A 22,318-nucleotide genomic window follows, 5' to 3' on the forward strand; every position below is an offset into this window, starting at 1 on the left:
GTAAACATCAAACCTATTGTCAGGTAAATAGCGCACAGATGTTGGGCGGGTGTGGCAAACATTGTCATGCAAATGCCACAAAAGTGACATAAAATGCTCGGTCATCTGGCGCTATGTTATAGCCATAAATTGTGGCCGGAGTGATAACATAGACGGATATGGCGTAAGGGCATGGGGCAATCAAAGATGCAGCAGCAAGTGGGTGTAGTAACACCATCAGGGAGAGATAAGCGCCGGGCTGTCATTGATCGTCTGGTGCGCATGATGGTGACAGGCAGTGGCTTGCTGGTGTTGCTGACTCTGATGCTGATTTTCGTTTATTTATTGTACGCCGTCTTCCCTCTGTTTAAGCCCGCCACCGTCAGCTTGCATAATGAATTTGCGGTCAATCGTAGTGCACCCACCGCGCTGCTCGGCCTTGATACTCAAGGGCAGGTGGCCTATCGCATTGATAATCAGGGCAAAGGATACTTTATTCGGCTCAATGCACAGGGGGAGTCTCCCGCTGGCAGCCTGATTAGTGAACAGATATTATCACCACCGCCGATATCAATTAGCCGCGCGGCAGGGGGGCAACCGCTATATGGGGTCGGTTTGAGCAATGGGCGGCTTCTGCTGCTGCAACCTGATCTCTCGGCCACGCCACCGCGCTGGCAATTTCCACTGGGTGAGCAACCGCGCTTTTTGGATTTGCGAGGCCAGCGCTTACACCATTTGGTGCTGGCGGAGCCGCAACCACAACAATTTACCCTGGCCGCCATGACTGAGGATGGCCGCTTGCTGACCGGAACCTTTACTGCGCAGGGCCAGCAAGTCAGCGAACTGACGGGGGTGCCGAGGGCCGATCAGCTGTTATTGGCCCCTGACGGGCGCTTGCTCTATCTGTTAGCGGGCAATCAGCTGTACATCTACCAATTGGGCGCCGAACTGACACTGCGCGAAGTGGTGTCGTTGCGAAATGATAAGCATGCCGCTGATGGCCCCTTAACCCTCGCTATATTGGCGGGCGGAAAATCCCTGTTGGTGCAATCGCCAGATGGCCAGTTAACCCAATGGTTTGATGTACGCAAAGCGCAGGATAACTCGTTCCACTTAACCCCTATCCGCACTTTTACCCCAGCGCTCAAGGGGTTACTGACCACCGAAAATAGGCGGCGGGTCTTTGCATCGTTGTCACCACAAGGGGAGTTATCTCTCTTCTCTAGCATCCAATCCGCACCGCTATTGCAACAAAAAATGGCTAAGGGGATCACTCATGCCGCCTTCTCCCCTTGGGGCGATAATCTGCTGGTGGAGAGTGCCGCCGGTTGGTCATTTTATCAGGTGGATAACCGCTATCCCGACATCAGTTGGCGCAGCTTATGGCAACGGGTGTGGTATGAGAATTACCCGGAGCCGGCTTATGTGTGGCAATCAAGCTCAGCCGAAGAGAGCTATCAGGCCAAATTCAGCTTAGTGCCGATCATTTTCGGCACATTAAAGGCCGCCAGTTACGCCATGTTATTTGCTATTCCACTGGCATTGGCGGGGGCCATTTACACTGCCTATTTCATGTCGGCGGGTCTGCGGCGCGTGGTGAAACCGGCCATTGAGATGATGGGGGCATTCCCGACCGTGGTGATTGGTTTGATTGCCGGTATTTGGCTGGCTCCGGTGATTGAAAACTATCTGGCGGGCATTTTATTGCTACCGCCACTGCTGGCATTGACCATCATTCTGTCCGGCTGGGGCGCTACCCGATTGGCAGAAAAGGCTCAGTGGCGGCTGCCTGCGGGCTGGGATGCCATTGTGCTGCTGCCAGTTATTCTGCTGACGGGGTGGCTGGCATTGTGGTTGGGGCCGCAACTATCGATGTGGACGCTGGGGGGGCCGTTACATGAGTGGCTGGGTGACAACTACTCTCAGCGCAATGCGCTGGTGGTGGGGGTGGCGATGGGCTTTGCACTGGTGCCGGTCATTTTCTCACTGGCGGAAGATGCCCTATTTAGTGTGCCGCCGTCGCTAAGCCAGGGGTCATTGGCGCTGGGGGCCACCCCCTGGCAGACCCTGGTGCGAGTGGTGTTGCCCTCGGCCTTCGCCGGTATTTTCTCCGCCCTGATGATAGGTTTTGGTCGTGCTGTGGGTGAGACGATGATTGTGTTGATGGCGACCGGTAACACGCCAATTATTGATGGCAGCATTTTTCAGGGGCTGCGCGCGATGGCGGCCAATATCGCCATTGAGATGCCGGAAGCGGTGGTGGGCAGCGGGCATTATCGGGTGCTGTTTTTGACGGCGTTGGTGCTGTTTTGCTTCACGTTTTTAGTGAACACGCTCGCCGAAGCCATTCGGTTACGGCTGCGTGAGCGCTATCAGATGGAGCGGATGGCATGACGACGGCAGGCACTATCAAAAGGTGGTTTGCCTCCGGCTCGCCGTGGATCTGGCTGACCGCCAGTGCCGTGAGTATCAGCCTATTGGCGCTATTGGGGATAGTATTGCTGCTGGCGGGGCAGGGGATGCGCTATTTTTGGCCCGCGCCGGTTTATCTGTTTGAACTCAAGCAGACGGCTGCCGGCCCGGTCAGGGTGATTGGCGAAATTTATCAGCAGCAGTCGCTGCCACGGCAACAACTCGAACAGGCCGGGGTGATTTTGCCGCCACAAACCGGTGAGACGGTGACCCGATATCTGATTAAAACCGGCAATCGGGAGATTCAGGGGCAGGATTTTCATCGATTGCTGGAGAGTGATATCCAACAACGCACGCAACCTAAAGAGCTGTTGGTACTGGATCGGCAAAACAGTGGCACCGCTTACGGTTTTCTCGCGGGTATGCTGGATAACGGCCAGCCACTGGTGGGTGATGATTTGGCGCAGGAGCTGCAAAAGCGTATTCCCGTTATTCAGGGGCTGGTTCGGCAGTCGAAAGATATTCAGTTCCGCCAGATAAATATGCTCAATCAGCAATTTGAGGCGTTGCGGCTACAGAAAAAACGTCTGCAAATGACCGGTTCGCTCGACAGTAAATCGCAAGACAGCATTGACGCGGAGTGGGGCGAGTTACAGCGCCGCCATCAGGCGATGATAGAGAAATTGCGGGGTCTGCAAACTGAGCAGAATCGCTATACCTTATTGCTGCGGGATATGAATGGGCAAATTCACCCCCAGTTGCTCAGCCAGATCAACCGCGCCTGGTATCCCAATGAGATGAGTTTTGGGCAAAAATTGCGCCATTGGCTGGCACAAGTTCATCAATTTTTGACCGATAATCCCCGTAATGCCAGCACCGAAGGCGGCGTCTTCCCGGCTATTTTTGGTACTGTGCTGATGGTGATACTGATGTCGATTATTGTCATGCCGTTAGGGGTGATTGCGGCGGTCTATTTGCATGAGTATGCGGGTAAAAATTGGCTGACCCGTATGATTCGTATTTCCGTGGTGAATCTGGCGGGGGTGCCATCCATTGTCTATGGGGTATTTGGCCTCGGATTCTTTGTCTATTTTATCGGCGGATCACTGGATAAACTCTTTTATCCGGAGGCGCTACCCAACCCCACATTTGGCACGCCGGGTGTACTGTGGGCGGCCTTGACTCTGGCGCTACTGACGCTGCCGGTGGTGATTGTCGCCACTGAAGAGGGGCTGGCTCGCATTCCGGCCAGTTTGCGACAAGGCTCGCAAGCGCTGGGGGCCAGTAAAGCCGAGACACTGTGGCACATCGTGTTGCCGATGGCAGCGCCGGCGATGATCACCGGGCTGATTCTAGCTGTAGCACGGGCGGCGGGTGAAACCGCCCCGCTAATGTTGGTGGGCGTGGTAAAATCAGCGCCACTCTTGCCGGTAGATGGCATCTTCCCGTTCCTGCATTTGGAACGTAAATTTATGCATTTAAGCTTCCAGATCTACGATATGGCGTTCCAAAGCCCCAATGTGGAAGCCGCCCGCCCATTAGTCTTCGCCATCGCATTGCTGCTGGTGATCATAGTGGTTGGCCTTAATTTAGCGGCCATCGGCATTCGCCACCATTTGCGCGAAAAGTACCGAGGTTTAATGCTGTGATTGAACTTTTTAACCCGCAGGACGAAATATGGGACTTTTGATGCCGGATGCGCTGCCACTGTTTGATGTGCAGCAATTGAGTGATGAGCAAACGGCGCTGGCGGTCGAAAAGCTCAACTTATTCTATGGCGACAAACAGGTGCTGCACGATATTTCGTTTTGTGTGCCTAAGCACCGGGTAACTGCGCTGATTGGCCCGTCTGGTTGCGGCAAATCCACATTGCTGCGCTGCTTTAACCGCATGAATGATCTGCTGGATAACTGCCGCCTTGAGGGTGAAATCCGCTTGGGTGGCGAAATCATCACAGATAAAACCACCGATGTGGCCGCCTTACGTCGGCGGGTCGGCATGGTCTTCCAACGGCCTAACCCATTCCCAAAATCAATCTATGAAAATGTGGTCTATGGCCTGCGCTTGCAGGGAATTCGTGATCGTCGGCTGCTTGATGACGCCGTTGAGCGCTCCCTGCGGGCGGCGGCGCTGTGGCATGAGGTGAAAGACCGCTTACGGGAGAATGCGTTTCGTCTCTCCAGCGGCCAACAGCAGCGCTTAGTTATCGCCAGGGCCATTGCGATCGAGCCAGAAGTTTTGTTGCTGGATGAACCGACATCGGCCCTTGACCCTATCTCCACGCTGACCATTGAGGAGCTGATCACCACGCTAAAACAGCAATATACCGTGGTGTTGGTGACCCATAACATGCAGCAGGCTGCGCGGGTGTCAGACTATACCGCCTTTATTCATCAGGGGAGTTTGGTGGAATATAACAATACTGATGCTCTGTTTACCTCACCATATCAGCGCCGCACGGAAGATTATATTACCGGGCGTTATGGTTAGCTCCGCGTGGAGGGCGTAGGCTAGCTCGAGCTAGGGTCTTCACTGTATTTATTTTTCACCATTTAAGTTTACATTATTACGTGTCGCTCGTTATTAAAGTAACTATTAAATGGAAATGTTAAGTGAAAGAGCTATTGATAACCCAGCCTGATTTTATGGAGACATTTAGTTGTGTGGGTACAGCCTGTCTTGATCACTGTTGCAAAGGCCAGAATGTCATACTCGATAGAAACCGCTATCAAAAATACATTAAAAGCCCCTACTCAGATATTAAACGTATTGCCATCACTCATATCTCTGTTACTCAAGATAGTCTCGCCTCTTGGGCCAATATTAGCCCCGATAGTCAGGGTAATTGCCCCTTTCTTGATGAACAGCGACTATGTCAGATTTATAAACATGCCGGTGTGAATGCGCTGGGTAATCGCTGTTCAACTTACCCTCGCGTTGAACATATCTATAAAAATCAAAAGATTAAAAGTATGTCACTCTCCTGTCCTGAGGTCACTCGGCAAGTATTATTCTCGCCTGATGCATTAACCCTGCGATTTTCGATTATTAATCAATATGACTATTTTAAATCACCGGATATTGTTGTCGAAGAGCGATTGGTCAATCGTGCTTGCGCGGCGATTGCAGCAATTCCGCAGGTGGATATAGCAGAAAATCTTTGGGCAATAAATTGCTTCTTGCACAGCTATCAAGCTTGTAATGATGTGAACAGAAATAACATGGTTGAGATCGATAACCTGCGTAGTAAATTAATTTCTTCCATAGAGACCGGGCAAGCGGCCCATGAATTAATGGCCGTAGAATATAATCCGGTTATCCGTGGTGAGTTATTAAATTGCCTGCACAATTTTATGGCACAGCTATCAGATGTTCGAGGAAAAAAGAGACTGACGGCCTATACCAATAGGCTACTGACCAATTCCACTGATGAACAGATTGAATCCCACAGTTTTCGGCAGCAATTAACGACGGCCTGGCAGCAGTATGCACTGCCTTTTTTTATGGGGAATCCGTCTGTGTTGCGTAACTACTTTCTGTTTCGCATTCATCATGACCAATTGGCAATGGGCGGGGGATTATCTGCGGTGGCTGCGTTTAATCTACAAATTATAGACTTCTTTTATTTGAAAATGCTAATCACGGCCCATGTAAATGAGTATGGGCAATTAGCTGAGGATGACGTGATTGGTATTGTCTACTCTTACCATGCCTGCCGTGAGTCTAGTGACAGCTTAAGCCAGCGCTTTATGCAGCAACTGACTGTTTATGCCATGAGCGATGATTTTCCGTTATTATCCTTACTAATGTGAAATTAAATTTAATTCCACAGCCTGTTGTGTCGCTTGTTATGGCTAAATAATCAGTGACTAATAGGATTTCATTCGGTGAAAAAATTACAAATTACTCAACCTAAGTTTGTAGAGCGTTTTAGTTGTGTCGGTTCTGCCTGCCGTGATCATTGCTGTAATAGTTGGAGCATCCAAATCGATAAAGAGACGTACCGAAAATATAAGAGTAGTCAGAATCAAAATATCAGAAATATAGCAATAAAAAATATTAAGGTGACACGAGATAGCCTAGAGAGTTGGGCCGAAATACGTCTTGATGATGACGGTAATTGCCCTTATCTTGATAAGGCTCGTTTGTGTGAGATTCATAAATGCTTAGGTGGTGAGGCACTAAGTAAAACCTGTTCCACATATCCGCGTAGTAGTCATGAATACAAAATTGAAAAATTTAATACACTGACACTCTCCTGCCCAGAAGTTACCCGATTAGTATTATTTAGCCCAGATGCGTTTCTTGTTAATCAGGAAGAGATAAGCCAGCAGCACTACTTCAATAATAGAGAGATCCACGCTGAAGGGAAGATGGTTAATGATTATTGTAATCAATTGATGTCCACTCCACGGGAGAATATTGAAGAGAATATTTATGCAACCAATGTATTTATTCATTATTATCAGGATATCGATAAAGCTGTTAAGGATAAAACTCAATTAATATCTGAAGGTTATGCAGCAATTAAAAATATGCTAACCTCTGGCCGTATGACTGAGGAGATGACCAGCATTCCTTTTAATGCTAATGTGCGCTGGCATTTTTTAATGGCATTCCAAAGACATATTGTTAATTCCCTATCTAGCAGAGGGAGAAAAATGATGATTAATTACATGGGTTTTTTAATCCATCATTTAATGAACGACGTGGATGTCAATCAACTTGAAAAACGCATGAGTGAACTGAGTGAGACTTGGAATAGCAAAGTTATGCCTTTGCTCAATCAACACCCCCATATTTTGAGTAACTTTTTTCTGTATAACTTCTATCATCACCAGTTTGCGCTGAATAAAACTGATGAGATTGACAAGGAGTTTTATTCTTATGTCATGGATTTTTTCATTATAAAATCAGTTATCAGTGCTTTTGTCATATACAACAACACGCTAAGTGAAGATGACATAATCAATATTGTTTACTCATACAGTGTTTTCAGAATACACACCAGAAAATCACAGGAGTATTTATTAGGGAAAATAGATGAAATCAATGCGAGTGATAACATTACTTTATTAAATTTGTTGAATTGATTCTACCATAACTATTGGGGCCGTGTGGCCCCTGTTTGGGTATAAATCAAGCACTCTTTATCGATGGCGTTTTATATTTAGCTAAATATTGTGGCTGAAAAATGCACATACGAATCACCGTACGGTATTCACCATTGATAAAGAACTCCTGCTTCAGTTCGCCTTCCACTTCAAAACCTAATTTGCTGTAGATATGAATGGCTTTTTTATTCTCTTTATCCACGATCAGATAAAGTTTGTACAAATTCAGCACAGAAAAACCATATTCCATGGCCAGTTTTGCTGCGGTGCCAGCATGGCCTTTCCCCTGATGGGCGGGGTCGATAATAATCTGAAACTCAGCACGGCGGTGAATATGGTTAATTTCAACTAACTCGACCAGCCCTACTTTTGTGCCCTGACTTTCAATAATAAAGCGGCGCTCACTCTGGTCATGAATATGTTTATCGTAGAGATCAGAGAGTTCGACAAAGGCCTCGTAAGGCTCCTCAAACCAATAGCGCATAACACTGGCATTGTTATCTAACTGATGGACAAACGGCAGATCATCCCGTTCAAGTGGGCGTAAACGGACGCTGCTGGTGGTAGACATGCTTATTCCTCATAGGGCGACAGCGGCTGCTGCCACAACGATTATATACTCTCATGCTTGAAGGTGCAGTGGGAGATCTGCGACTTTGGCGATAACCTGAGCGCGATAATTAGCATAACGCATTAAGAATAAAGCATAAAAAAGGCGCTAACCGCAAAACGGTAGCGCCCTTAATCAATGCACTATTATCTGTTATTGCATCAATCTACTCTTCAGCCGCATAACCTTGCGCAGGTAAGCGCTTGCCATCCAGCCAGGCTGCGTTATCACCCATAGTCAGTCGGCCATCAGTAAACCAATTCACCACCAGCGGATAGATGTTATGTTCCTGAGTTTGCACTCTTTCGATAACATCATCTTCGGTGTCATCACTGAAAATGGGCACTTTGGCTTGCAGAATCACCGGGCCGCCATCCAGCTCCTCAGTGACAAAATGTACTGAAGTGCCGTGTTCCTGATCGCCGTTTTCCAGTGCCTGCCGATGAGTGTGCAGGCCAGGATATTTGGGCAGCAGGGAGGGGTGGATATTCAACATCCGCCCGGCATAGTGCTGCACAAACACGGGGCTAAGAATGCGCATATAACCGGCAAGTACCAGCAAATCAGGCTGATACTGGTCAATGGCTTGGGCCAATGCCGCATCAAAACTGGCGCGGTCAGCAAAGGTTTTGGCATCCAACCCATGGTGTGGGATACCCGCCAGCTTGGCACGTTCTAACCCATAAGCCGCAGGGTTATTGCTGAATACGGCGCTAATCTGGCCTGAAATGCGCCCTTGCTGCTGGGTCTCTATCAGTGCCTGTAGATTGCTTCCTTGGCCAGAGACTAAAACGACAATTTTCATCATCATTACGGATTGATAATAACTTGTTCAGCGCCTTCGACTGCCGCTGCGATCACCCCTATTTTCCAGGCTTTTTCACCAGATGCTGTCAGCAACTCAACGGCACTATCTGCCAGTTCCGCTGGGAGAGCAACCACCATGCCGACACCACAGTTAAAGGTGCGGTACATTTCGTGGCGGCTCACATTGCCAGCTTGCTGCAACCAGCTGAATACCGCAGGCCACTGCCAGCTAGCTTCATCGATAACCGCTTGAGTGCCTTGCGGTAATACCCGTGGGATATTCTCCCAGAAGCCGCCACCGGTCAGGTGAGCAATCGCATGAATATCAAGTTGTTCAATCAAGCTCAGAATAGATTTTACGTAGATTTTGGTCGGTTCCAGCAGATGGTCGGCCAGGGATTTACCTTCCAGCTGTGTCTGTTCTGGATTGGTGTTGCTGACTTCCAAAATTTTGCGAACCAATGAATAACCATTGGAGTGTGGGCCGCTGGCACCTAAGGCCACCAACACATCACCGGGCGTCACTTTGCTGCCATCGATGATTTCAGATTTTTCGACCACGCCAACACAGAAGCCAGCAACGTCATAATCTTCGCCGTGGTACATGCCCGGCATCTCGGCTGTTTCGCCGCCGACCAGCGCACAACCTGACTGTTTGCACCCTTCGGCAATACCGGTAATGACACTGGCGGCAGTATCCACATCCAGTTTACCGGTGGCGAAGTAGTCGAGGAAGAACAGTGGTTCGGCTCCTTGAACCACCAGGTCGTTGACACACATGGCCACTAAATCGATACCGATGGTATCGTGGCGTTTCAGGTCCATCGCCAGACGCAGCTTGGTGCCCACGCCATCAGTGCCTGAAACTAAAATAGGTTCACGGTATTTTTGCGGCAAAGCGCACAGGGCACCGAAGCCGCCCAATCCACCCATGACCTCTGGGCGACGGGTCTGTTTAACCACACCTTTTATGCGATCAACAAGGTCATTGCCGGCATCAATATCTACACCTGCGTCTTTATAGCTGAGAGAGGTTTTGTTGGTCACTGCGAGGTCCCCACGGCGGTTGGCGGTTTAAGCATAGGAAGAAAACGCGACAATTCTAACAGCGCAGGCAAACGTTTGCGAGTAGCTTGTGATATCACGCTGATTTTTAGCTTTCTTGACTTAATAATGATTTTCTATTGATCTGAATCAGGCTATTGATTGTGGCGTTCAAAAAAAAAGGCGGTATAATCTCGCGATTTTTTTGGCCGCCAGTCGCCTAACCAGGAGAAAAATAATGAAGATCGTTGAGGTGAAACACCCGCTAGTAAAACATAAACTTGGTTTGATGCGTGAAAATGATATCAGCACGAAGCGTTTTCGCGAGTTAGCGTCTGAAGTGGGGAGTTTGCTGACTTACGTGGCAACCGCCGATTTGGAAACTGAAAAAGTGACCATCGAAGGTTGGAACGGGCCGGTTGAAGTTGAGCAGATTAAAGGTAAGAAAATCACTGTGGTGCCCATTTTGCGTGCCGGTTTGGGCATGATGGAAGGGGTGTTGGAAAATGTACCGAGCGCCCGCATCAGTGTGGTGGGTGTCTATCGTGATGAAGAGACACTAAAGCCAGTACCTTACTTCCAGAAGCTGGTTTCTAATATCAATGAGCGGATGGCGTTAGTGGTTGACCCAATGCTGGCAACCGGTGGTTCGATGATTGCCACCATTGATTTGCTGAAGAAAGCGGGCTGCCAGAGCATTAAAGTCTTGGTATTGGTCGCGGCACCGGAAGGTATTAAAGCATTGGAACAGGCGCATCCAGACGTTGAGCTATACACTGCCTCTATCGATCAGGGCCTAAACGAACACGGCTACATTATCCCAGGTTTGGGTGATGCCGGTGATAAGATTTTCGGAACAAAATAAACGATGATAGCCGACTCGATAGTCGGCTTTTTTTTGAATAATTTTTAGCATAAATCACACCATTGAAGAGGATAGAGATAATGAGCCGTCGCACCATTGGCGTCAGCGAGCGTCCACCGCTGCTCCAGACGATCCCACTGAGTTTTCAACATTTGTTTGCCATGTTCGGTGCCACAGTTTTAGTTCCTATCCTATTTAAGATTAACCCGGCCACAGTGCTGCTGTTCAACGGCATTGGCACCTTACTCTATCTGTTTATCTGTAAGGGCAAGATCCCGGCTTATCTGGGTTCCAGCTTTGCGTTTATTTCACCGGTTTTACTATTATTGCCATTGGGATATGAAGTCGCCTTGGGCGGTTTTATCATGTGCGGCGTGCTGTTCTGCTTGGTAGCGCTGATTGTGAAAAAAGCCGGCACTGGCTGGTTGGATGTGATATTTCCACCGGCGGCGATGGGGGCGATTGTCGCGGTTATCGGCCTTGAGTTAGCCGGTGTTGCTGCCGGAATGGCAGGACTACTGCCAGCACCGGGGGTGACGGTAGATTCAACCACCATCATCATCTCAATGGTGACCCTGGGGGTGACCATTTTAGGTTCGGTGCTGTTCCGTGGCTTCTTCGCCATTATCCCGATTCTGATTGGTGTATTGGTGGGTTATGCCTTGTCATTCGTGATGGGTGTGGTTGATTTAACACCTATTAGCGAAGCCCATTGGTTTGCTTTGCCGACCTTCTATACCCCCCGTTTTGAGTGGTTCGCCATTCTGACCATCTTGCCTGCGGCGCTGGTGGTGATTGCCGAGCATATTGGGCATCTGGTGGTGACCGCCAATATCGTGAAAAAAGATTTAATTCGTGACCCCGGCCTGCATCGCTCGATGTTTGCCAACGGTATTTCTACAGTGATCTCCGGTTTCTTTGGCTCCACGCCGAATACCACTTATGGCGAAAATATTGGGGTAATGGCGATCACCCGGGTTTATAGCACCTGGGTTATCGGTGGTGCAGCGATTCTGGCGATTATGCTCTCTTGTGTCGGTAAACTTGCTGCTGCCATTCAGGCCGTGCCTGTTCCTGTTATGGGCGGCGTTTCACTGCTGTTATACGGCGTGATTGCGGCATCTGGTATCCGTGTGTTGATCGAGTCAAAAGTTGACTATAACAAGGCACAAAACCTGATTTTAACCTCGGTCATCTTGATAATCGGCGTGAGTGGCGCGAAAGTGAACATTGGCGCGACTGAACTTAAAGGCATGGCGCTGGCGACAGTGGTCGGTATTGGTCTGAGCCTGCTGTTCAAAGTGATCAGCTTGTTGCGCACGGAAGAAGAGATTCTCGATGCAGCGGAAGATAAGTCTGCGCACTAAAAAGTGAAATCTGGCCGAGCCGCTGTTGTCTGCGGAGCGCACATCTGTCGGTTCGGCCACTATTTCATCCCAGATCAGGTTTTTATGCTGTTGTTACTTTTTGTGTTAAGCTGACTCTGTTTTCCCGCCCGTTTTGTTGGTTGAGGTGCTTTTCTGAATACGCCGGCACAGCTTTCACTGCCACTATATCTTCCCGATGATGAAACTTTTGCCAGTTTTTATCCGGGTGAGAACCCGTCGCTATTAGCGGCGATCCAGTCCGCTGTTCATCAATCCCACGGCAGTTACATCTATTTCTGGTCGCGCGAAGGCGGTGGCCGTAGCCATCTGTTACATGCCGCTTGCGCGGAGCTATCGCAACAAGGCGAGGCGGTAGGCTATGTCCCGCTGGATAAACGTGCCTACTTTGTACCCGAAGTGCTGGACGGCATGGAGCAGTTAGCGCTGGTTTGTATTGATAATATCGAGTGTATTGCCGGTGATGAGCAGTGGGAAATGGCGATGTTTAATCTCTATAACCGCATTGTAGAAACCGGTCGTACCCGTTTACTGATCACCGGTGATCGCCCGCCACGGCAGTTAAATCTCGGTTTGCCGGATTTGGCCTCTCGTCTTGATTGGGGCCAGATCTATAAATTGCAGCCACTATCTGATGACGAAAAGTTGCAGGCTTTGCAGCTGCGCGCCAAATTACGTGGTTTTGAATTGCCGGAAGATGTGGGCCGCTTTTTGCTAAAGCGACTGGATCGGGAGATGCGCACCCTATTTATGACACTGGATCAGCTTGATAGAGCTTCCATCACCGCACAGCGCAAGCTGACTATTCCTTTTGTGAAAGATATCCTCGGGCTGTAATCCCCTGCATCCTTGACGTTGCAGGGTTGTTAGCTGCGGCCACTCACTTACTCCTGCAACACCAACGACGTTGACCAGGAGTCGTTAGCCGGTTTATTCGTGCCACTTTTCGTCTTGATTCAATCACGGCAAAATGTCCAATACCTGCTCTGGCGGCCTGCCAATGCGCGCTTTCCCTTGATAAACCACAATTGGGCGCTCGATCAATTTGGGATTTTCGCTCATGATTTGTAGCAATTTTTCTTGTGTCAGCGACGGGTCTGCCAGATTCAGCTCTTTGTAGCACTCCTCTTTGGTGCGCATCAATTGCCGGGCATCACTAAAGCCCAACTGTTGCAGTAACTCTTTTAATGTCGCCACTGACGGCGGGGTGTCTAAATACAGAATCACCTGCGGCTTAATCCCCTGTTGTTCAACTAACGCAAGGGTCTCGCGGCTTTTTGAGCAGCGCGGATTATGATAAATCGTGACATTTTTCATCGTAACTCTCCTTAGGTTTTCTGGTATTTACGAAAGCGCTCATTCAACTGGCGTAGCTGGTCAATACGAGCGTCATAGCGAGCCTGCTCCAGACTTCCTAATTTCACCCGCGCGCTGGCATCACTAAGCAGGCCAATTGCCTGTGTCAGCTTGCCACTTAATGCCAAACTCTCCGCTCGGGCGGCCAATTCTTGATCACGTAAATTCAATGCCGCCGCCGCTTGTGCTAATAGATCCCAACCATTCGGGTCGTTCGGATTGGTGAAAGTGTAGCGATGCAGTATCTTGATGGCTGCAGCCGGTTGTCCACCCTGAACATAAGCGTTGGCCAGATTGAGTTGCAATACCGGCTCATCATTCTGTTTTGCGGTGGCAGCTTGTAGGCGAGAGATGGCTGCTGCCGCTCTGTTCTGCCCCAAATCAATATCGGTCATCAAATCGAGGAACCAAATATTGCCCGGTTGCTGGGTTAACAGCGGCTGTAACTGATTACGGGCTTCGTCATATTTTTTGGCCTGATATAGCAAGATGGCCTGACCATATTTGGCTGCCAACTGTTCGCGCACCGTGCCTTTGCTCAAGGTTTCCAGCAGGTCTGGGGTCAGGCTATTTTCAGTTGAACCATACATGCCCAGAATACGAACTTTGGCGAATAGATAATCTTGTGATGAAGCGATAGGGTGCGGCTTCATTTGATTGGCGCGGTTACGTGCATCAGATAACCGGCTATCGGGTAAGGGGTGAGTCAGCAGCATTTCTGGCGGTTTTGACGCATATCGTGACTGATCGGCCAGTTTTTGCAGGAAATTGGGCATGGCTTGCGGATCAAATCCCGAACGTTGCAGCACTTGAATCCCAATGCGGTCAGCTTCCTGCTCATTGCCCTGAGTAAAGCTAATGACACCTTGCTGAGCGCCCGCCAGGGTGCCACTTAAGCCCGCCATACCAGCTTGTGGGCTGGCCATGGTCAACAGGATCGAGCCTAATACCCCGACCCATGTCAACGGGGCCATACGTTGCTGCTCTTCCATGGCTCGCGCCAAATGGCGTTGAGTGACATGAGATATTTCATGGGCTAATACTGATGCCAACTCACTTTCGTTATCGGTATAACGGAACAGCGCGGAGTGGAGCACCACGTTGCCACCAAAGAAAGCAAAGGCGTTAATCTGGTCGTTATTGACCAGATAGAAATGGAAGGGGGTGCGAACTGAGTTGGCATTGGCAACCAGCCGCTTACCCAGCGTATTGATATATTGCGTCAATAACGGATCATATATCAGTGGCGTACTGGCGCGCATTTGGCGGACATAGAAATCCCCCATCGCCAGTTCTTGATCGATGCTCAAGGTCGCCCCGGCTGAAGTCCCGATATCGGGCAGCAGGTCTTGTGTCTCAGCGCTAGCGGGTATTGTGCTGGTGAGCAGCAAGCTACTGAGCAGTGCTGCAAGCACTCTCTTACGTAATCGGCCCGTTTGATTAAACCGACCTGTGTTACTCAACCGATAAGTCATAACTGAAGCTGCCCCTGCCAATGTAATGACAATTAGACTCCGAGATGTGTAAGAGTTCTTCTTCCTTGCTCTGCTCTCCAGTACAATCATCACGAAAGCGAGCTATATCACAAAAATAGGTTCAAATAGGTCAAAAGCTAAGCTCAGCATCCATTGCTGAGACTCATAACTATCTTAGCCAGCCTGCGAGTATAAAGAAATAGTTATAACTTAATGGATACCTAGGCAATGGCGTTATGGAAGAGCCGACAAAAAATTTGACCTTCGGGTTGTGCCTCTGCTGAGCGGGGCGGTTTAAGGAGTTCGTCAATTTGCGGATTCCTCATGGTATTTAAGGAGCAATTTCGGATGCTAGAGCTGTTGTTACAGTGGTATCGTCGCCGTTTTACCGACCCGCAGGTTATCGCTTTACTGGTTATTCTGTTAGCTGGGTTCTGTATTCTCTATTTCTTCAGCGGTATTTTGGCCCCGCTACTGGCGGCAATCGTATTGGCCTATCTGCTGGAGTGGCCGACTGCCCGATTACAGCGCATTGGCTGTTCACGCCTTTGGGCCGCCACTATTGTACTGGTGGTTTTTGGTGGTATCACACTGTTAGCGGTGTTTGTCGTGGCACCGACGGTCTGGCAACAGGGTAATAATCTGATCTCAGATATGCCGAAAATGCTAAATAAATTCAACGCATTTGCTCAAACACTGCCCTCGCGCTACCCCGCGTTGGTGGATGCCGGTATCGTCGATATGATGGCGGAAAACCTGCGCAATAAGCTCTCCGGCATGGGTGAATCCGTGGTTAAATTCTCGGTGGCCTCATTAATCGGCTTGCTGACACTGGCGATCTATTTGATTTTAGTGCCGCTGATGCTGTTTTTCCTGCTCAAAGACAAAGAGCAGATGTTGAATGCAGTGCGCCGTGTTCTGCCGCGTAATCGTGGCCTTGCCGGGCAGGTTTGGCTGGAGATGAACCAACAGATTACCAACTATATTCGCGGCAAAGTGGTGGAGATGGTTGTTGTCGGCATCGCCACCTACTTAGTGTTCTTCATCATGGGCATGAATTACTCGCTGTTGTTGGCGGTGTTGGTCGGTTTCTCGGTTTTGATTCCCTATATTGGCGCGGTGATTGTTACCATTCCGGTGGTGCTGGTGGCGCTATTCCAGTGGGGGCTTGGTGCTGATTTCTGGACCCTTTTTGTCGCCTATCTGGTGGTGCAGGGGCTGGATGGCAACTTATTGGTGCCAGTTTTGTTCTCGGAAGCCGTCAATCTACATCCGCTGGTGATTATTCTGTCGGTGATCATTTTCGGCGGTATGTGGGGTTTTTGGGGGGTATTCTTTGCTATCCCATTGGCGACTTTGGTCAAAGCCGTTATCCACGCCTGGCCGGAAGAGCTTGCTCTTGAAGCGGATTGATTAACAGAAAGCGATGCGCTATTTTGACTGAATAAACAGCAGGTTGAGCCAATAAAAAAGAGCGCCTAAACGCTCTTTTTTGCTTTTTATGGGAAATGCGACCACTTAGGCACTTTGGCGTAAATAGTCCATCACAATATCGTGGTGGTTGGTGGTTTTGAAATTATCAAACACATGCTCCACCTTACCGTCGGCATCAATTAAGAAGCTGATGCGGTGGATACCATCGTAGGTTTTACCCATAAAACTTTTTTCGCCCCAAACGCCAAATTGCTCTGCAACCTGATGATCTTCATCCGACAGCAAAGTGAAATTCAGCAGCTCTTTCTCCGCGAAACGTGACAGTTTTTCAGGTTTATCAGTGCTAATACCCAGCACTTCAACCCCCGCGCTCGTCAATTCATCCATGTTGTCCCGCAGACCACAGGCCTGCACAGTACAGCCCGGTGTCATGGCTTTAGGATAAAAATAGACCAAGACACGTTGTCCCTGGAAGTCGGCCAAACTAATTTGCTCACCATCTTGGTCGGGCAAGCTAAAGTTCGGCGCTAAATCACCGGCTTTCAATGGGCTCATTACTAACTCTCCATTCGTGAATCATGTTGTGGATAGTTCACAACGCTAATACTGCCTTGTGCATTGAGTTCTGTACATAGCTGATAAAAAGCGTGTTCAATTATCGAACTGTCTTGACTGGCGGGGCTGTGCGCACTCATCTGGATATGTAACCGAGGAGGCATGTCGCCTTCAGCCGGTTGAGTTTTGGAAACCAACTCCGCGATATTCATATTGTGGCAATGAAACAGGTTGGTAAAGCGTTCAATAATATGTGGGGAGTCATTCACTTCAACTTTTACCCATACTGTCGCCGGCATCGCTTTCTGCTCTTGGGCGTTGGTTCGCTTCATCACAATCAGCAAATCAAGCTCTGCGCCTTTTTGCGGCAAAGTTGATTCCAGCAGGGTAATGGCATTCCAACTGCCTGAAAGCAACATAATAAATGTGAACTCTTCACCGAACATGGCCAGACGGCTATCTTCAATATTACAACCGCAGCTACTGACATGGCGGGTGATGGTATTCACGATCCCAGGGCGGTCAGCACCCAGTGCGGTAATGACCAGATAATGTTCATCAAGCTGCGGCAAAATCGCTCTTCCTGTCATGCTCTTGGGGGTTACCATGGTAAACATAAAAAAAACCTGCTGCCAAGCGCTTACAACAGAGTTGTTTGCTTGCTTTTGGATAGAGGTCAAAAGTACCATGAGTAACTTGTTTAAGGAGGGGGTGGGCAATGTTTACGGGAAGTCCGATGTTTACAGGCAACGCAATGTTTACAGGTAGCATAGTTGCACTGGTAACGCCGATGGACGACAAAGGTGCTGTCGATCGTGCGAGCCTTAAGAAACTAATTGATTATCATGTCGCCAGCGGTACTGCGGCGATTGTCTCCGTGGGCACCACGGGAGAGTCAGCCACACTGAATCATGACGAGCATGTCGATGTGGTGATGCAGACCCTTGAACTGGCTGATGGCCGCATTCCCATCATTGCTGGAACCGGTGCTAATGCCACCTCCGAAGCAATTTCTCTCACGCAACGGTTCAATAACACCGGTGTGGTGGGTTGCTTGACTGTGACGCCATATTATAACCGGCCAATGCAGGAAGGGTTATATCAGCACTTCAAAGCGATCGCTGAAAGTACCGATTTACCACAAATTCTCTATAATGTGCCTTCGCGTACTGGTTGCGATATGTTACCGCCAACCATCGCCCGCTTAGCCAAGATTAAAAATATTGTTGCTGTTAAAGAGGCAACAGGGAACTTAAGTCGTGTTAGTCAGATCCAAGTGCTGGTTGATGATGAAGATTTCATCCTGCTCAGTGGTGACGATGCGAGCGGACTGGACTTTATGCAACTGGGCGGCAAAGGGGTTATTTCGGTGACGGCGAACATCGCTGCGCGTGAAATGGCTGAACTTTGTGCGTTGGCTGCACAAGGCAACTTTGCACAAGCACGCCGTTTGAATCAGCGCTTGATGCCATTGCATCAGCATTTATTTGTAGAAGCAAACCCAATTCCGGTGAAATGGGCCGCAAAGCAACTGGGATTAATGGCGAATGACACTTTGCGTCTGCCAATGACCCCGCTGACTGATCCGGCTAAACGGATTGTGGAAGACGCGCTGAAAAGCGCAGGTTTGCTGTAACTCTTAGGGAAATTTGATGGCAATAACATTGCAAAAGTCGACAGTGGTCACGGTAGTGGGTGTTTCGCTGGCCATGCTGCTGGCAGGCTGCACCACTGACCAACGCTACAAACGCCAGGTTGGTGGTGACGAATCTTATCTGGAAGCTCCGGGGCTGAAACCGCTTAACTCACCAGCAGGCATGATTTTGCCGGTACAAAATGGCGATTTTGATGTCCGTTCCGTCAACTCTCAAGGCGCTGTGGGTAAACAGTTGGACATCCGTCCTCCGGTACAACCACTGGCATTGTTAAGCGGTTCTCGCGCTGAAAATGCTAACGATACCAGCAAGCTATTGTTAGAAAATAGCCCGCAAAACCGTAATCTGTGGGCGCAGGTTACCCGCGTCCTGCAAGATAAAAACTGGCCGATAGCCAGCCGTCAGGATGCCAGCCAAACACTGACCACTGACTGGGTCAAATGGAACCGCGCTGATGAAGATGTGCAGTTTGAAGGCCGTTATCAGATAAGTGTGCAGGAGCAGGGTTATCAGTTGGTATTGGTGGTGAAATCCCTTGCTCTCCAGCAAGGAGGTCAGCCCGTTAGCAGCTATACCGAAATCCAGCGCTACAACGGCGCAATGCTGAATGCCATTATCGAAGGTTTGGATAAGGTTCGTTCTGACAGCGAAAGCAGCCAGGCAGCCCGTAAAGTTGGCTCGCTAGATGTTCAAAGCGGCAGCGACGACACCGGCTTACCACAACTGATTGTCCGCGCGCCTTATGCTGTGCTGTGGGAGCGCCTGCCAGCCGCACTTGAGAAAATCGGCATGAAAGTCACTGACCGTAGCCGTCCGCAAGGCTCAATTAACCTGACCAACAAATCTATGAGCAGCAGTGACTGGGATGCGTTGGGGGCCAAAGACCCTGAATTGCCAGCAGGTGATTACAAGCTGCAAGTCGGTGACCTTGATAACCGCAGTAGTTTGCAATTCATCGGTCCGAAAGGGCACACCCTAACCCAGTCGCAGAATGATGCGCTGGTCGCGGTGTTCCAGGCGGCGTTTAGCCAGACAAGCGCCACAAGTACCAAATAAAACCAAAGGGGCTTCGGCCCCTTTCCCTTTACACCCGTCATACTTTAAGCTGCATGTGCGTTGGCTATGTTCAATTATCCGAATCACTTACTTATGTAAGCTCATCGGGATTCTCTCTTGCCGCCTTCCTGCAACTTGAACTATTTAGGGCTTACCCATTTTATGGCGAGTTACATTTTCACATTACTGGAGTAATAAAATGCAAAAGCTAGCTGAGTTGTATCGTGGGAAGGCGAAGACCGTCTATACCACCGAAAATCCTGACCTATTGGTATTGGAGTTCCGTAACGATACGTCAGCACTGGATGGTCAGCGCATTGAGCAATTCGATCGTAAGGGCATGGTAAACAACAAATTTAACCATTTTATTATGGCTAAATTAGAAGCGGCCGGTATTCCCACTCAAATGGAACGTTTGCTATCTGATACTGAAGTGCTGGTAAAAAAACTGGAAATGATCCCGGTTGAATGCGTTATCCGCAACCGTGCTGCTGGCTCGTTGGTAAAACGTCTGGGTATCGAAGAGGGCATAGAACTGAATCCACCGCTGTTTGACCTGTTCTTGAAAAACGACGCAATGCACGACCCGATGGTTAACGAGTCTTACTGCAAAACTTTTGGTTGGGCAACAGAAGCACAATTAGCGCGGATGAAAGAGCTGAGCTATTTAGCCAATGAGGTGCTGAGCAAACTGTTTGACGATGCCGGTTTAATCCTGGTGGACTTCAAATTGGAGTTTGGCCTGTTCAACGGTGAAGTGGTATTGGGTGATGAGTTCTCGCCGGATGGCAGCCGTTTGTGGGATAAGAAGACCCTCAACAAGATGGATAAAGACCGTTACCGTCAGAGCCTGGGTGGTTTGATTGAAGCCTACGAAGAAGTTGCACACCGTATCGGCGTTAAATTAGACTAACTACGCAATCGATTACCTTTCGTTGGCGTTACTGTTCTAAGGGGAGATAGCCTCTATCTCCCTTCAATCTCCCTTCAATAACCTCTCTCATCCCTATCATCGTTGAATCAAATCCGCCAACATACCAATCATTCTTGTTTTTAATGGTGTTGAGCCAATATATTTCCTACGATAGTGGTAAGGAATATCTCTGGGAGTACAGCTATGCGTTGGCAAGGTCGTCGTGAAAGTGACAATGTGGAGGACAGGCGGGGCGATTCATCCGGTGGTGGCGGTGGATTTAGACCGCCGATTGGTGGCAAGGGCGGTATTGTCATCCTGATTGTGGTGCTGGTCGCTGGCTACTATGGGGTGGATCTGACACCACTGTTGAATGGCAGTGATCCTATGTCGCAAACCCAGACGCAGCCGCGCTCATCAAGCTCCGTCAGTGCCAAAGATGACCAATATGCCAAATTCACCTCCGTGATTCTGGCTGACACGGAGGAGACCTGGAAACCGATTTTCCAGAAGATGGGGCGCAGCTATCAAGAGCCTAAATTGGTGATGTACCGTGGCGCAACCCGCACCGGCTGTGGCACCGGCCAATCGGTGATGGGGCCGTTTTATTGCCCGGCAGACAGCACGGTTTATATCGATTTATCCTTCTATGAAGAGATGAAAAACAAGCTGGGCGCAGGCGGTGACTTTGCGCAGGCGTATGTGATTGCTCACGAAGTTGGGCATCATGTGCAGCACTTGATGGGCATCGATACCAAAGTGCGGCAACAGCAGCAGGGGGCGACGCAGGCAGAAGCTAATCGACTGTCGGTCAAAATGGAATTGCAAGCAGACTGTTTTGCTGGCGTGTGGGGCAAAGCGATGGATGAACAGCAGGTGCTGGAAGTGGGGGACTTGCAAGAAGCCCTGAATGCCGCGCAGGCCATTGGTGATGACCGACTACAGCAGCAAAGCCAGGGGCGCGTGGTGCCGGACAGCTTCACTCACGGCACATCACAGCAGCGTTACACCTGGTTTAAACGTGGATTCGACAGTGGCGACCCCAATAGCTGCAACACCTTTGCCAGCCGCTAATAGCGCTAGAACCTCGCGTCAGCAGCGATTATCATAACAGCACTTTCTTCTGGCCGGCACTTTCGCTGCCGGCATCTCTTGCAAGGCAAGGATAACCATGGCCGCTCTCGATCCCACTTTATTGATTCTATTGGCGTTGGCTGCGCTCGGCATCATCAGCCACAATATGACCGTCACATTAGCCATTCTGACACTACTGGCCATTCGCATCACTCCCCTGAATCAGTTCTTCCCGTGGATAGAAAAATATGGCTTAACCATTGGCATCCTGATTTTGACCATTGGGGTGATGACCCCGATTGCTAGCGGCAAAATCAGCGCCAGCGAGGTGCTGCACTCTTTTGTGCAATGGAAATCGATATTGGCCATTGTGGTGGGGGTGGCGGTGTCGTGGCTCGGCGGGCGAGGGGTTTCGCTGATGACACATCAACCGTCGGTGGTGGCGGGGCTACTGGTCGGGACAGTGCTGGGTGTGGCGCTGTTCAGAGGTGTGCCGGTCGGGCCATTGATCGCCGCCGGATTGCTCTCGCTGGTGATTGGTAAATCCTAACGTGAGTCAGGGGATAGTTGCCAGCCAACCGCTG

21 protein-coding genes are annotated in these 22,318 nt (G+C 49.6%); 14 read left to right on the forward strand and 7 right to left on the reverse strand.

The window, feature by feature from the left end; genetic code table 11:
• The first annotated feature begins 171 nt into the window (after positions 1-171).
• The 5 genes from FFE93_RS05930 to fliB (FFE93_RS05950) all read left to right on the forward strand — a co-directional run bounded on the left by FFE93_RS05930 (position 172) and on the right by fliB (FFE93_RS05950) (position 7,484).
• On the forward strand, positions 172-2,373 hold the full coding sequence (locus tag FFE93_RS05930) for an ABC transporter permease subunit (RefSeq protein WP_138774908.1): 2,202 nt from the start codon (positions 172-174) through the stop codon (positions 2,371-2,373).
• Positions 2,370-4,040 (forward strand): phosphate ABC transporter permease PstA, encoded by a 1,671-nt coding sequence (gene pstA, locus FFE93_RS05935; protein WP_080375770.1) that lies wholly within the window; start codon positions 2,370-2,372, stop codon positions 4,038-4,040. The genes FFE93_RS05930 and pstA overlap by 4 nt, the downstream gene beginning before the upstream one ends.
• A gap of 28 nt (positions 4,041-4,068) precedes the next feature.
• On the forward strand, positions 4,069-4,881 hold the full coding sequence (pstB, locus tag FFE93_RS05940; RefSeq protein WP_049600716.1) for a phosphate ABC transporter ATP-binding protein PstB: 813 nt from the start codon (positions 4,069-4,071) through the stop codon (positions 4,879-4,881).
• A 122-nt stretch (positions 4,882-5,003) separates the two neighbouring features.
• Positions 5,004-6,203 (forward strand): flagellin lysine-N-methylase, encoded by a 1,200-nt coding sequence (fliB, locus tag FFE93_RS05945; protein ID WP_072083770.1) that lies wholly within the window; start codon positions 5,004-5,006, stop codon positions 6,201-6,203.
• Positions 6,204-6,278: 75 nt separating this feature from the next.
• Positions 6,279-7,484: a flagellin lysine-N-methylase gene (gene fliB / locus FFE93_RS05950; protein WP_049600719.1), complete on the forward strand. Its 1,206-nt coding sequence runs from the start codon at positions 6,279-6,281 to the stop codon at positions 7,482-7,484.
• A 46-nt stretch (positions 7,485-7,530) separates the two neighbouring features.
• On the opposite strand, the gene speG is transcribed toward fliB (FFE93_RS05950), so the two are convergent.
• The 3 genes from speG to purM form a co-directional block, all read right to left on the reverse strand.
• Positions 7,531-8,076, reverse strand: coding sequence for a spermidine N1-acetyltransferase (speG, locus tag FFE93_RS05955; protein ID WP_004876820.1), 546 nt, complete (start codon positions 8,074-8,076; stop codon positions 7,531-7,533).
• Between the two features lie 205 nt (positions 8,077-8,281).
• Complete coding sequence (gene purN, locus FFE93_RS05960; protein ID WP_138775207.1) at positions 8,282-8,923, reverse strand: phosphoribosylglycinamide formyltransferase; 642 nt, start codon at positions 8,921-8,923, stop codon at positions 8,282-8,284.
• Between the two features lie 2 nt (positions 8,924-8,925).
• Positions 8,926-9,969: a phosphoribosylformylglycinamidine cyclo-ligase gene (gene purM, locus FFE93_RS05965; protein WP_005273274.1), complete on the reverse strand. Its 1,044-nt coding sequence runs from the start codon at positions 9,967-9,969 to the stop codon at positions 8,926-8,928.
• 235 nt (positions 9,970-10,204) lie between these two features.
• Here purM and upp point away from each other — a divergent pair, with 235 nt between their 5' ends.
• From upp to hda, 3 genes are all read left to right on the forward strand, one after another.
• Complete coding sequence (gene upp, locus FFE93_RS05970; protein WP_032897468.1) at positions 10,205-10,831, forward strand: uracil phosphoribosyltransferase; 627 nt, start codon at positions 10,205-10,207, stop codon at positions 10,829-10,831.
• A gap of 80 nt (positions 10,832-10,911) precedes the next feature.
• A complete protein-coding gene (gene uraA / locus FFE93_RS05975; RefSeq protein WP_054872362.1) occupies positions 10,912-12,198 on the forward strand; it encodes a uracil permease in 1,287 nt (428 codons plus the stop codon).
• A gap of 153 nt (positions 12,199-12,351) precedes the next feature.
• Complete coding sequence (gene hda / locus FFE93_RS05980; RefSeq protein ID WP_032897470.1) at positions 12,352-13,053, forward strand: DnaA inactivator Hda; 702 nt, start codon at positions 12,352-12,354, stop codon at positions 13,051-13,053.
• Between the two features lie 123 nt (positions 13,054-13,176).
• Here the strand turns inward: hda and arsC are convergent, their stop codons facing one another.
• Both arsC and FFE93_RS05990 read right to left on the reverse strand, forming a co-directional pair.
• Positions 13,177-13,533, reverse strand: a complete 357-nt coding sequence (gene arsC / locus FFE93_RS05985) for an arsenate reductase (glutaredoxin) (protein WP_138774909.1) — start codon at positions 13,531-13,533, stop codon at positions 13,177-13,179.
• A gap of 11 nt (positions 13,534-13,544) precedes the next feature.
• The gene (locus FFE93_RS05990; protein ID WP_180272498.1) at positions 13,545-15,047 is read right to left on the reverse strand and encodes a tetratricopeptide repeat protein; all 1,503 of its coding nucleotides are present in this window, start codon (positions 15,045-15,047) and stop codon (positions 13,545-13,547) included.
• A 348-nt stretch (positions 15,048-15,395) separates the two neighbouring features.
• Here FFE93_RS05990 and FFE93_RS05995 point away from each other — a divergent pair, with 348 nt between their 5' ends.
• Positions 15,396-16,460: an AI-2E family transporter gene (locus FFE93_RS05995; RefSeq protein ID WP_032897476.1), complete on the forward strand. Its 1,065-nt coding sequence runs from the start codon at positions 15,396-15,398 to the stop codon at positions 16,458-16,460.
• 105 nt (positions 16,461-16,565) lie between these two features.
• Here FFE93_RS05995 and bcp read toward each other — a convergent pair whose 3' ends face one another.
• Complete coding sequence (gene bcp, locus FFE93_RS06000; RefSeq protein ID WP_138774910.1) at positions 16,566-17,036, reverse strand: thioredoxin-dependent thiol peroxidase; 471 nt, start codon at positions 17,034-17,036, stop codon at positions 16,566-16,568.
• A gap of 2 nt (positions 17,037-17,038) precedes the next feature.
• A complete protein-coding gene (locus FFE93_RS06005; RefSeq protein WP_138775209.1) occupies positions 17,039-17,608 on the reverse strand; it encodes a glycine cleavage system transcriptional repressor in 570 nt (189 codons plus the stop codon).
• A gap of 182 nt (positions 17,609-17,790) precedes the next feature.
• On the opposite strand from FFE93_RS06005, the gene dapA reads away from it, so the two are divergent.
• From dapA to FFE93_RS06030, 5 genes are all read left to right on the forward strand, one after another.
• A complete protein-coding gene (dapA, locus tag FFE93_RS06010; protein ID WP_138775208.1) occupies positions 17,791-18,672 on the forward strand; it encodes a 4-hydroxy-tetrahydrodipicolinate synthase in 882 nt (293 codons plus the stop codon).
• A gap of 16 nt (positions 18,673-18,688) precedes the next feature.
• The gene (gene bamC, locus FFE93_RS06015) at positions 18,689-19,747 is read left to right on the forward strand and encodes an outer membrane protein assembly factor BamC (RefSeq protein WP_005273297.1); all 1,059 of its coding nucleotides are present in this window, start codon (positions 18,689-18,691) and stop codon (positions 19,745-19,747) included.
• 199 nt (positions 19,748-19,946) lie between these two features.
• A complete protein-coding gene (gene purC / locus FFE93_RS06020) occupies positions 19,947-20,660 on the forward strand; it encodes a phosphoribosylaminoimidazolesuccinocarboxamide synthase (RefSeq protein WP_005273298.1) in 714 nt (237 codons plus the stop codon).
• A gap of 204 nt (positions 20,661-20,864) precedes the next feature.
• A complete protein-coding gene (locus tag FFE93_RS06025) occupies positions 20,865-21,734 on the forward strand; it encodes a neutral zinc metallopeptidase (RefSeq protein WP_005273312.1) in 870 nt (289 codons plus the stop codon).
• Between the two features lie 97 nt (positions 21,735-21,831).
• A complete protein-coding gene (locus FFE93_RS06030; RefSeq protein WP_004876835.1) occupies positions 21,832-22,284 on the forward strand; it encodes a DUF441 domain-containing protein in 453 nt (150 codons plus the stop codon).
• Positions 22,285-22,318: the final 34 nt, after the last annotated feature.

Origin of the sequence: Yersinia sp. KBS0713 (genome assembly GCF_005937895.2) — a bacterium.
Classification (GTDB): Bacteria; Pseudomonadota; Gammaproteobacteria; order Enterobacterales; family Enterobacteriaceae; genus Yersinia; species Yersinia bercovieri.